Origin of the sequence: Desulfosporosinus sp. I2 (genome assembly GCF_000960765.1) — a bacterium.
GTDB lineage: Bacteria > Bacillota > Desulfitobacteriia > Desulfitobacteriales > Desulfitobacteriaceae > Desulfosporosinus.
Genome location: NZ_JYNH01000026.1, coordinates 1 through 12,203 on the forward strand (window position 1 = coordinate 1; position 12,203 = coordinate 12,203).

General features: G+C 44.7%; 10 protein-coding genes. All 10 read right to left on the bottom strand.

The window, feature by feature from the left end; translation table 11 throughout:
* Positions 1–193: 193 nt before the first annotated feature.
* The 10 genes from UF75_RS08595 to UF75_RS08640 all read right to left on the bottom strand — a co-directional run bounded on the left by UF75_RS08595 (position 194) and on the right by UF75_RS08640 (position 12,190).
* Positions 194–1,021, bottom strand: coding sequence for an ABC transporter permease subunit (locus tag UF75_RS08595; RefSeq protein ID WP_045574198.1), 828 nt, complete (start codon positions 1,019–1,021; stop codon positions 194–196).
* Positions 1,018–1,896: an ABC transporter permease subunit gene (locus UF75_RS08600; protein ID WP_045574199.1), complete on the bottom strand. Its 879-nt coding sequence runs from the start codon at positions 1,894–1,896 to the stop codon at positions 1,018–1,020. Before UF75_RS08600 ends, UF75_RS08595 begins: the two co-directional genes overlap by 4 nt.
* A gap of 140 nt (positions 1,897–2,036) precedes the next feature.
* Positions 2,037–3,155 (bottom strand): extracellular solute-binding protein, encoded by a 1,119-nt coding sequence (locus UF75_RS08605; RefSeq protein WP_045574200.1) that lies wholly within the window; start codon positions 3,153–3,155, stop codon positions 2,037–2,039.
* Between the two features lie 272 nt (positions 3,156–3,427).
* Positions 3,428–4,123 carry a glycerophosphodiester phosphodiesterase gene (locus UF75_RS08610; protein WP_045574201.1) on the bottom strand — a complete coding sequence of 232 codons (696 nt, stop codon included), beginning with the start codon at positions 4,121–4,123 and terminating at the stop codon, positions 3,428–3,430.
* Positions 4,124–4,279: 156 nt separating this feature from the next.
* Positions 4,280–5,908, bottom strand: coding sequence for a Na/Pi cotransporter family protein (locus UF75_RS08615; protein ID WP_242860169.1), 1,629 nt, complete (start codon positions 5,906–5,908; stop codon positions 4,280–4,282).
* Between the two features lie 313 nt (positions 5,909–6,221).
* Positions 6,222–7,622, bottom strand: coding sequence for an RNA polymerase factor sigma-54 (gene rpoN, locus UF75_RS08620; protein WP_045574202.1), 1,401 nt, complete (start codon positions 7,620–7,622; stop codon positions 6,222–6,224).
* Positions 7,623–7,672: 50 nt separating this feature from the next.
* The gene (gene whiA / locus UF75_RS08625; protein ID WP_045574203.1) at positions 7,673–8,617 is read right to left on the bottom strand and encodes a DNA-binding protein WhiA; all 945 of its coding nucleotides are present in this window, start codon (positions 8,615–8,617) and stop codon (positions 7,673–7,675) included.
* 90 nt (positions 8,618–8,707) lie between these two features.
* Positions 8,708–10,072: a gluconeogenesis factor YvcK family protein gene (locus tag UF75_RS08630; RefSeq protein ID WP_045574204.1), complete on the bottom strand. Its 1,365-nt coding sequence runs from the start codon at positions 10,070–10,072 to the stop codon at positions 8,708–8,710.
* Positions 10,069–10,962 carry an RNase adapter RapZ gene (gene rapZ, locus UF75_RS08635; protein ID WP_045574205.1) on the bottom strand — a complete coding sequence of 298 codons (894 nt, stop codon included), beginning with the start codon at positions 10,960–10,962 and terminating at the stop codon, positions 10,069–10,071. The genes UF75_RS08630 and rapZ overlap by 4 nt, the downstream gene beginning before the upstream one ends.
* A 25-nt stretch (positions 10,963–10,987) precedes the next feature.
* The gene (locus UF75_RS08640) at positions 10,988–12,190 is read right to left on the bottom strand and encodes an extracellular solute-binding protein (RefSeq protein WP_045574206.1); all 1,203 of its coding nucleotides are present in this window, start codon (positions 12,188–12,190) and stop codon (positions 10,988–10,990) included.
* Between the last annotated feature and the right edge of the window lie 13 nt (positions 12,191–12,203).

Genomic DNA, 12,203 nt, shown 5'->3' on the forward strand with positions numbered 1-12,203 from the left:
CCACACCCTATTCTCATTCCTATGCCGATTATACAACCAAAAGTCCTTTGAATTCTCCTGTTCAATAGATCCCCACTTCTGCAACAGCTTCTGCTATCCAACTTACGCCTTCTGGTCTCTGTTCTATGTTCTATGTTATGTCCTTAACCACTGGCTTCTGATCCCTGGTCTTTGTAATACCTTCTGACCTCTGTTACGCCTTCTGACCTCTGGCTTCTGCCTTCCGATCGCTGGTAAGCTTTGTCTCCCTTCGAAACGCCATCCAGATCAAGATCAAGGACATTAACAAAATGACCATAAAATATGAAGCCACTAAGGCATTCGCCAAGTGACCATCCACCTTCTGTAATTTATACAAGTAGATCTGAATGGTCTCATAGTTATCTCCCACTAACAGATTAGCTAGGACAAATTCTCCAAACAAGACGGACACTGAAATCAACGCCGCAGAAATAACTCCCCTCAGTACATTAGGAAAGATTATCTTAACAAACGTCTCCAACTTGCCACACCCCAACATTAGCGCAGCTTCAGTCAGGGCTTTGACGTTGATTGTCCGGAAGCTGTTTTTCGTAGCCTGATACATGAACGGCAAAATTAAGACAAAATAGGAACCAATTAGGATCCAAGGAGTATTCGTGATTCGTATTGGACCTCTGGAATACATCTGAATCATCCCGATGGCTAGAATAACTCCAGGCATCGCAAACGGTAAAATTGACAATAGTTCAAAGAGTTTCTCTAAACGCGGGTAATAAACGATCGCTAAGTACATCGACGGAATAATGATCAGAATTGACAGGATAATAGTTGCAAAGCTCACATTGACGGTCCTCAATAAGGCTTGCATGAACTCTGGACTGCTGAATAGTTGTTGATAATAGGATAGAGTATACCCTTCAGGCAAGATGGTTGTACTCCACCTTGTCGCAACTGAGAATAGAAGGGTAGCCACGATCGGGAAAAATAGATAGGCGAAGATAATCACCAGAACCAGTTTAGAAACAATCCCTCGTTTCATTGTCCCACCCCTCCGCCGTTTTTCTTAAGCCTCTCATTAATAATAATGGACGCTACCAAAAAGCCAGCCATAATGACTGCTAAGGCACTTGCCAAAGAAGGATCCGGGAAAATATCCCCTGTGACTAGGTTAGCGATTGTTATTGAAACAAGGCTGTTGTTCGAGCTTGTCAAGGCGTAAGCTGTGGCATAAGCTCCTAGGGAATTGGCAAAAAGCAGCGTAAAACTGCCCAACATGGAAGGTAACAAGATAGGTATCCCAATCTTACGCCAGAAATGAAAACGGCTGGCCCCTAAAATTCGAGCCGCTTCTTGAATATCCTGCCTAAGGGCATAGACTGCAGGATACATCAGCATAAAGGCCAAAGGTACGCTAAAATAAATATAAACTAGGACGATCCCCGTCCAGCTGAACAGGTTAAAACCCATGCCATACAGGTCCAGCCCCATTTTTTCCTTCATTAAGACCGTTACAAGGCCATTGACTCCCAAGAGAACGATATAGGCAAAGGCCAAAGGCACTCCAGAAAAATTCGAGGTCATATTAACCAACGTCAAAAGTTTTTCTCGCCAGGCTTCTCCTATTGAACGCAAAGATAGTGCGCCAATTGTACCAATGACCAAGCCGATAACTCCTACGGCCACGGATACTAATAAACTGTTTTTCAAGGAAACCACGTAATATTTACTCTGAAAAACTTGGGCATAGCTTTGAAAACTAATTCCAGTCGAGGTATGTACACTGCTGTAAATAATATATCCCATAGGGAGGATTTCGAAGGCTAAAGCGAAGATAATCAAGGGAATAAGGGGAACCCAAAGGATTCCACCTCGCCGCAACTCTTGGCCGAGCCGTTTAACTAAGTTATTCTTCATTTTATAAGGCCTCCTCGCCGCAAACGACTTTGGAACAGTTTAAATACTGAGGAAAAGCCTGACTTGATAACAATCTGTATAAAGACCGATGTCCCGTCAGGCTTTTCCCTATAGTAAGGAGCAGAGAGAGTGAGTGAACATTATTGCGAGACTATTACATTATTTCTCCACAGATCGGGGATTGTTTTCATATTCTTTTCCCAAGCCGCGAAGTCCTTAATTGGTTTAGCTGATACATATTGTTCTTTCGGTACCATCGTTTTCGCGATATCCGCAGGAATTTGTACTTTGTCTCGAATTGGGCGAGCAAACCCTTTGGCTAAAAGAACTTGTCCTTCGTCACTTAAGAGGTAATCTTGGAAAGCTTTAGCCGCATTGGGATGTGGCGCGTATTTATTAATGATCGAGACATAAGCACTTGCTACAGTACCATCCGCAGGGATAACAACCTGGTAATTTTCTTTATCCGCCAAGCGAGAGCGATAACCAAGCGCGTTGAAATCCCAAAGGATCCCTACAGGAACTTCACCCTTTTGGAAGATGCTGAAAATATTATCACTGGGTTTGAGATTACCAGCTTTGGCTAACTTCGCGAAATAGTCAATCCCTGGCTTTAAGTTGTTTTCATCCCCACCGTTAGCAAACGCGGCTGCCAGAATTGCAGCTTGTGATTGGGCAGCTTTTAAAACATCCCCCGTGACAACGGCACCTTTATATTCTGGTTTAAGTAAATCAGCCCAGCTCTTGGGAACCTCTTTAACCAGCTTGGTGTTCACTAAGAAAGCAATTGTCCCAACGTATTCCCCTGTCCAAAGACCATCTTTATTCTTGGCCCAATCTGGAATTTCGCTCCAAGTCGGTCCCTTGTGTGCTTGGACGACATCGCGGGCTACAGCAACATTACCGAACGTAATGCCTACATCCCCAATATCAGCGACAGGGCTGCCTTTCTCAGCGTCGAACTTAGCAATTTCCTCGGCACTCGTCATATCTGTGTCAGAGTGAGTAACCTCATTTGACTTGGTGAAATTACCCCAAATCTCGCCTAGATTTGCCCAGGCATCTGGCATGCCATAGGAAACAACCTTTCCTTCTTTTTTCGCAGCGTCTTTTAGCGCTTGCCCGGTCAATTCACCGGCAGGCTTCGCCTCTTTAACCGGATCAGCTGCAGGTTTCGTTCCACACCCAGTCAAAAGGCTGCTCATTAAGAATGCGCCAATCATAACGCACGTAAGGGATTTCCTTGTCCTATTTAACATTGTCGTTCCTCCTCATAAACAATATTCTTGTGAAGTTCCTAAGTACATGACTTGTCCAATCTTTCACAGACCTAGTGAGAAAGCCTCTCACCTCCTCCGCAACGTTTGTTTACAATGTTATTTACGTATATCCATTCACTGTCCCTGAAGTCAAATCCCAGTATAGTTTTGTTCTCGGTCTAACCTCAGAGTCATGATGAAGGCCAACGAAAGGAAAACTGAGGAATCGATGCCTGCTCATCCGAAGTATAGTTACTTAATCCGGCACTTTTCTAAATAAAGCGCTCTGGGTAATTTGTGATCGCCATATCAGCACCGGAAATTGCAACACGTTCCATCTCCCAGGCCTCGTCCACTGTCCAAGTATGGATACCGATTCCCCGCAAATGACTTTCTCGTACTAATTCTGGGCTGACAAAGGCATAGTGGGGGTGCAAATGGCTTGCCCCTAAATTCTGAGCATAAAGCCAAGGCGAGATTAACCCGCAGTCATAAATTAAGCCAGTTTTCAGATGCGGATAATTTTCAATTACTTCTACTATTGTCTTATGTTCAAACGAAGAAATTATACTTTGGGAAGTCACTCGATACTTTTCTAATAAGCCCACCACTTGCCCGACAATTCCCGGGTATTCGATCAAGCCCGTTTTAATCTCAACATTAAGGATCAGTGGCCTTCCTTTCAGCATTTCCAGCAGTTCCGCTAAAGTCGGAATTGGTGCGTACATCCTAAATCCAACTCCAAAATTTAGTTTCTTAAGTTCCTTAAGCGTAAAGTCCTTAACCCAACCAATCCCATCACTGGTCCGATCGACACGTTCGTCATGACAGATGACGACTTCTCTGTCTCGTGACAATTGTACATCAAACTCAAAGCCATCCACCCCAAATTCAAGGCCCTTGGCAAAGGAAAGCAACGTATTTTCTGGAGATGTACCCGCAGCTCCCCGATGGCCCAAAATTTTCATACTATCTCTCCTCAACCTCTCTAACCTAATGGTTTGTAGATTTTCGTAATCTCTGAATAATCCCTCATTTTATCATAACACTAAACTCTTACTTTTGCTCATTTCAAAAAACCATTTAATGCCGCTGTTTCGCCCAAACGTTACACCTCCGTAATCTTAAACAATTCCCATGACTACCTTGGCAATATTTACTGTGTGCTCATCTACTTGATATAAGAGATTAATTAAGTCTAACGTAAAATAACGGAATTTCTCTTCAATCTTCAGATTGCTTTCTAGTCCGCTTTGCTGAGGGCCTTGAGCAAGAAAACCGAACTGCAAGTCTCTCTGTACACGAGCAGTCTCAGGATGTTCACGAATCACTTCTGCTGCCCTTTGGGAATCCCACTGAGTTAAGGCCTCCAGCACGGTCGCAAAATGACCCATTACCTGCTGATATAAATCATCGAGATGCTCCCAATTTTCAGCTGGAACCCTCAAATTCTCACGATGCAATTTGTTGGTTAATTGCACCATAGCCATAATTGCATCCCCAATATATTCAAATTCTTTGGCAATAAACTGAAGGTTCATGCTTTCTTCTGCTTGCTCATCTGTCAGTCCTTTCTGAGATAGGACCGCTAGAAAACGCATAGTGTGTCGATAATACCAATCCACACCCTCTTCAACCTCAGCCACCTTATCGGCCAAATCTTCACTACTCGATAAGAGAGCTTCTGGAACTTTTTGTAACATCTTCGTAAGGATGAACTTGCCCAAGGCACATATCTCTCCGTGAGCTTGTTTAAGGGCAACAGCCGGAACCTCCAAGGAAACTTCATCAATGACTTGGAACTTCAAGGGAGTATCTTTGCCGGCACGATCCGGAACCACACGTTTTAGTCCTTGGGCAATAATGTGGTTCAGGGGGAAAAATAAGATAACCATTAAAACCGCAAAGAGCAAATGGGCATTGGCGACCTGTCGTTGTACATTACCCGTTGTCCATTGGATAAGCTGTGCGAATTGTGCCAAAAATGGATACACTAGAACCGCTGCTACTACTTTATACCCTGTATTTGCTATCGCCGTTCGTTTAGCATCCGTCTTTTGCGCAGTTAAACTTGTAAGTAATGTGGTAACTGTACCTCCAATATGAGCTCCAAGAACCAACGGAACAATAGCTGAGAGACCCAATAAATGTTGCCCCGCCAGAGACATCATAATTGCGAAAACTGCCGTGCTACTCTGAATTACGGTGGTTAAGATAAGCCCCACGATGATCGCCAGAAAAGGCTGGCTTCCCAATTGAGAGAGAAAGATATAAACTTCAGGAATATTACGAAGGGGAGCCGTAGCGTTCGACATATTAGCCATCCCAACAAAGATTAATCCAAAGCCAATTAAAGAATGTCCTAAATGCTTCCACTGTTTCTTACCAGAAAAATAAAGAATGACACCCATAAATATGGCCCCTAATGCCACATCCAGAATTTGAAAAGCGATGAGTTGAATGGAGATCGACGTCCCCACTGCCGAGCCTAAAACAATGCCTAATGCCTGCCCAAGATTCATCATTCCTGCATTGACAAACTCTACAACCAAAACAGTTGTTGCAGCACTGCTTTGAAAAGCAACGGTGATGACCATCCCCAACAAAACAGCCATAAAGGGTTTCTTGGTAAGCGATTGGAGAATTTGTTTAAGACGATGTGCAGCAAACTTTTGCAGGGCATCTGACGTTGTTTGAACGCCATACATAAAGAGACCCAACCCGCCCAAAAACACTAAAACAGTCCCGACCACTTATCTGCATTCAACTCCTTTTGGCCCCAAAAAGTCTGGCAATGAAAAGTAGAAAAAAGCCGCAAACAAACCTGTTAAAAACAGATAAATTTGCGGCTTTCTCTATAACTCCAGCCTTAAATATCAACTTTTGAGTGATTAATTTATACCTATTATAGTTATGACTATAATATACGCATTTTCAGAATTAAGCAATTACTTTTTAGTCTGAACCACCAAATCCAGCAACTCCCTGAGAAGTCTCGAAACAGAGCGAAACCTTTACGAGCGTTCCCCGCCAAACTTGTCTTGACCTGCGACTTCTCGCTCTCCCCTAATACCTCTTCCTAACCGACGTCGCCGAAATCCCTAACTCATCCCGGTACTTGGCAACGGTACGCCTGGAAATCTCCATATCTCTGGCCTTTAGTAGGTCTGCCAATTTTTGATCCGAATAAGGGTTCTTGGGATTTTCCGTAGCAATAATATCTTTAAGAACCAGTTTGATGACATCGGTCGTTATCCCTGAGTCGTTTTGATTTCCTCGCCCCATACTATTGGCAAAGAAGAACTTGAACTCGAAAATCCCCTTAGGGGTTTGAACATATTTATGGGCAGTGGCTCGGCTGACGGTGGATTCATGAACTCCGATTTCTTCCGCAATATCTCTTAATGTGAGTGGTCTGAGATGGCGTATCCCGTGGCGGAGAAATTCAGTTTGCCACTTTACAATGGCATTAGCTACTTTATAAAGGGTGAGACGCCGTTGTTCAATACTACGAATCAGCCAAGCTGCTGCGTTCAACTTCTGCTCGACAAATTTACGGGTTTCTGTTCCCTCGTCTTGACCTAACGCATCGCGGTACACTTTGTTGATTCCTAGGCGGGGTACCGTAATATCGTTAACCAGGATTATAAACTCCCCTTGAATCTCTTCAATCACCACATCGGGGACGACATAGCGCACTTCTCCCGGGCTGGAAAATCTCAGGCCTGGTTTAGGGTCTAACTTTCGCACCATATCTGCCAGTTCCTGAACCCGATTTAAGGAGATTTTAAGCATATGAGCAATTCTTTGTAAACGTCCGGCTGCCAAGTCCTCTAGATACTTCAAAAACTCTGTTAATTCTGGTGGATTATCTGGAAGGAGAGGCAATTGTAAGCGAAGACATTCCTCTAAATTCCGAGCCCCTACTCCCAATGGATCAAGAGTCTGAACTAGTGACAAGGCTTCTTCGGCCGTTTCAAGCGAGACCTTCATTTCATCGGCAATCTCTTTTGTGGATAGTGCGAGATATCCATTATCATTTAAATTCCCCACTATATATTCTGCCACGGATAAAGAAGCCGTGGCCTTTTGAACATGAAGTTGTTCCAGTAAATAGTCTAGAAGCGTAGGTGCTGCGGCAGTAAACGGGTCAAATCGTTGATTGTCCTCCAGCGTCACACGTTCCTGGCGCACACGATTTTCATCCTGGTCCTGAAAATACTCTTGCCAATCCACTTCCCATTTTTCATCGGGAGCCTTCTCTTCCACCACAGGAGGCTCTACTTCTCCCTTGGTTTCTGGATTTTCCTCAAGATTTTCTAGTAAAGGATTTTCTAAGAGCTGCTCCTCAACATACGTGGATAGGTCAAGTGCGGACAGCTGTAAAATTGTAATTGCTTGGCGTAATTCCGGAGTCATAATTAGTTTCTGAGTTTGCTCTAGATTCAAACCATACCCTAACCGCACCTTTTTCCCCCCATATCTCCAAATTTTAGGTTCCTGTCATGGTTTTTACTTTAAAGTTCCCATCTTTGGCCCCGCATACGCTCAGCAAACTCATCTATTTTTCGCATGCGATGATTAACGCCGGATTTCCCGACCTTTGGACGGAGCATTTCTCCAAGCTCTTTTAAACTGGCGTCTGGGTATTGAAGCCTAAGCTCCGCCATGTTCCGCAAAGTGTCTGGCAAAGCCTGCAGACCCGTTTTCTCCTGAATATATTGAATATTCTCCAATTGGCGCACTGCAGCATCCACAATTTTATCGAGATTCGCGGTCTCACAATTTACTAAGCGATTGACCTGATTACGAACATCTTTGAGTACACGAGCATTCTCAAACTCTAAAAGAGCATGATGTGCGCCCATAAACCCGAGAAAATCTACGATATGTTCACTTTCTTTGAGATATATTACATACCAATGCTTGCGCATGCTAACTTTAGCGCCTAATTTAAAACGATTGATCAATTGGCATAATGCTTTAGCATGTTCGGGGTCATTGCTAACAATTTCGAGGTGATATGTACCTTCAGGATTATTCATCGACCCCCCAGCCAAAAAGGCGCCTCTTAAATACGCTTTTTGGTCACAACGCTTTTTGATAAGATTGGGGGCGATGCCGGGATAGATTTGCCCCTCTTCGTCTACCAAACCGATGTTTTTTAGATCTTCTAATCCACGAAGGTAGATTTTAACTAAGTAGGAGTTATTCTTACGTAATCTAAGTTTACGTCGAACCACGATTTCCAGCGGGCGCTTAAGCACATCCTTTGCAAGACGATAAATCTTGCGAGCCACTGGAGCACTTTCTGTCATAACATTTAAGGTATACTGCTGGTTGGTACTGATTTGGAGTGTGCCGTCCATCCGGATTAGAGCCGCCAGTTCAGATAACTCACAACAAGCTTTTTGATTGCTCAAACGAGCTAATTCTTCTTTTGTAATCGCACTAAAAGACAATTCCCCACCCCCTTCTCGTGGTTCGAGGTTCGAAGTTCGTGGTTCGAATAACTCAAATCGTACTCCGTACCTCACGCTTCGCGTTTAATCTTAGCGGAGCTTCTGAGTGAGCAGATAAGCATCGACTAAGGCAATGCGCTCTCCCATGGGTTTCAAACGGAAAAGCAAGCGTATAAGTTCTTTTGCCAACCGATCCGAATCGTGGCGCACAACATTTCCCTCTTGCACTAAATTTGCCTCAAAATACTTGGCACCCAATTGCTGAACGACCTTAGGATCCGCAATCACCGGAACGGCTTCTTCCACGATGTAGCGCTTGAGAAGTGTATCCGTAATCTCTCCCTTAGTAGCCAGTACCGCATCGACGAAGCCCGCTCCGCAGTGGTCCAGAATCGCTCTAAGGTGATCAGACACTCGATAACCGTCCGTCTCACCTTTTTCTGTCATGACATTACATACATAGACACAAGGGGCGTTCACTTCTCGAATTTTATCTCTAAGACCTTTGACGAGTAAATTCGGCAGAACGCTTGTATAAAGGCTACCCGGACCTAAAACAATAAGATCAGCTTCCTCAAGTGCCCGCATAGCATCTGGTAATGGTTTGCAATCACTCGGTTCAAGGTAAACTTTATTGATTTTTCCCTCGGTCAACCGAATTGAAGTCTCTCCTGTTACTCGAGTCCCATCCTCTAAATCTGCCATAAGTACCACTTGGTCTAACGTCGAGGGGAATACCTTACCACGTAGAGCAAACACTTTGCTAACCTGTTCAATCCCTTTCTGAAAATCTCCAAAGGTATCAGTTAGCCCTGCCAAAAGCAGGTTACCCAAGCTATGCCCTTTAAGCTCACCGCTATCAAAACGGTAAGAGAAGAGAGTGTCCATAATATCTTCAGTATCAGCCAAGGCCACCAGACAACTGCGTACATCTCCGGGGGGTTGGATACCCATTTCATCCCGTAATTTCCCTGAGCTACCACCATCATCCGAAACAGTGACAATCGCTGTCAGATTACATGTATAGTGCTTAAGTCCGCTCAGAAGGGCTGAGAGCCCAGTCCCACCACCTACTACGACAATCTTTGGTCCTCTCTTTAAATAATGACGAGCATATATTACATCTACAATTCTTCCTTCGTTTTCAGGAAGCACCGACGAAATAATAGAGTAAAGCATTCGTTTAAAACCTATAATAATTAAGAGGATCCCAAAAAGACTGACAACAACACCCGTTGGTACGGCTATATGCCTAGTGCTACCCGTTATACGATATATGACTTCACGGAACTGTAACTCAGCATAGCCAATGGCTACCCCATCATTCATAACAGAAAACCCTGTTGCGAAAAGGAAAATTCCAAGAACTGCCAGCATAAACCAACGTTTTACCCTTAAATTAGGGTAGAGCCATTTTAAAAATCTTGAAAACCTCTCACGATTTTCAGTTTTCATCGCGCCGTTCCACCCTTTTGATTTATTGTGGCGTCCCGATGTTTAACGGTGATGGCGTAATTCCGCTCCCTAAGAAATTGCCCCACTCTATCCGCAATAGCTACCGAGCGATGTTGTCCTCCTGTACAGCCAATTCCAATTACTAAGTGGGTTTTACCCTCTTTGATATAGTTAGGGAGGATATATTCAAGCAGGGCCAAGTATTTTTCCATAAATTCTTGGGCCATTTGATTGCCAAAGACATAGTCTCTCACTAACGCGTGCTCACCAGTCAGGGAACGTAACGTTTCAACATAATAGGGATTCGGAAGAAAGCGTACATCCATAACCAGGTCCGCGTCCATCGGGATGCCATACTTAAAACCAAAGGATATCACAGAGACAGCCATTTGATCGAGCCCCTGAGACTTACAAAAAAGTTCTGCTACTTGAGTCCGAAGTTGCTGGGCACTTAAGCAAGACGTGTCGATTATATTGTCAGCCCGGATTCTCAGCTCCTCAAGCTGCTGTCGTTCGGCTTGAATTCCATCTAATACTCGTCCATGTGGAGACAAAGGATGACGCCGACGGGATTCTTTATAACGACGAATTAATGTTTCATCGGATGCATCGAGAAAGAGAACTTCGAGACGAAAGCCTTCCTTTTCAAGATTGGCTAAGGCCTCACTCAATGAGGAAAAGAATTCCCCTCCACGCAAATCACAAACAATCGCGGCTTTAGAAACTTTTCCTCGGGACTGGGCACAAAGCTCAGCAAATTTCACCAGAAACGTAGGGGGTAAATTATCAACACAGAAAAATCCTTGGTCTTCAAGACTTTGCATGGCCTGAGTCCTTCCCGCTCCTGATAACCCTGTGATGACAATGAGTTCCAATCCTTGTTTATTCACTAGTATCACCTCCTACTTTAGTCGATTATGGCAGTTCGCTTTTGGCTAAAATCTTTCCAGCCTGTTCTTGGGCACTGACCAGAGCCTCTAAAGGAGCTACGTTGCCAGTTAAGGCATTACTCCACGCCGAATCTTGTAGTGGAATCAGCTTCCATTCTAGAGCATCTCCGTCTAAGGCCCATGCCTTGCTAAAGGCCAACTTCGCCTGCGGAAAAACCCCTTTCTGTGCTTCTGGCCGTTGGTAGAACCCTGTATTGGCAGGAAGAAGACGTCCTGCTTCCTGCATTGCCCCTTCGACCTCTGGTGTGAGCAAAGCTTTTTCCACGATTTGAATTGCCGCCGTCATCGTTTCATTCGTTTTAATGGCCGAATTCGCGATCCCGAGGGTCGTTCCAAGCAGTGGCTGTCCCTGTCCATTGACTAAATCAGAAAGCAGAATACATCCCCATGGGACATTCAGTTGAGTCAACGATTTTGCAACACTTGCCCCTGCTAGCATATAAGGAGTTTGACCACTGGAAAACGCAGAAAGCGCTGCCGGATCAATCCGCAGAGCATTAGCACTCTTCCAGGTCAAAAGCTGTTGAAGAAATGCTACATTGCTAGGATCATCTAAGACTGGAACTCCTCCATTCATCAACCTTCCACCCTGACCATTCCACCATGCTGAAAGTGTGGCAGTATTTGAGGCAGCGACGGAAACCCCTCCTTTCGCGGAGAATAAGTCCGTCAAATTGACTGGAACCCCAACTGTATCTGTCCTGAAAAAAAGCAAAGGAACATCGGTTAACCAAGGAAGGCCATACCCCTTCCCACCAAATCGAAAACCTTGCGAAGCTGCAGGAAACCCCTCTTGATCCTGGTACGCAGCGGGTGCCAAGGCCCCCTTTTCATAGAGCTGATGGATAATCTCCCGAGAGGCAATGAATAGTTCCGGACCTTCTCCTCCCGCTTCTGCTTGATAGGAAGTGGCAACAAAATTTTGCTCTGGAACGTAGCTAAGTTTAATGATCACCTCAGGATGGGCCTGCGCAATCATTTGAGCTTGAGCTTGTAACGCCTGGGCTTCTGTTCCTTGCAAGGAATGCCAGACGTCCACCACGTCAGGCGCCGGCCCACCTGGTTGTCCTGTCTGAGGTGCCCTTGTACACCCCGCAACCAAAAGGGCTATAACCAATATACAAAACCAGCGCATGATCGTCTGGTATAAACTAGTTTGGGTTGTCATTGTACTGCACTCC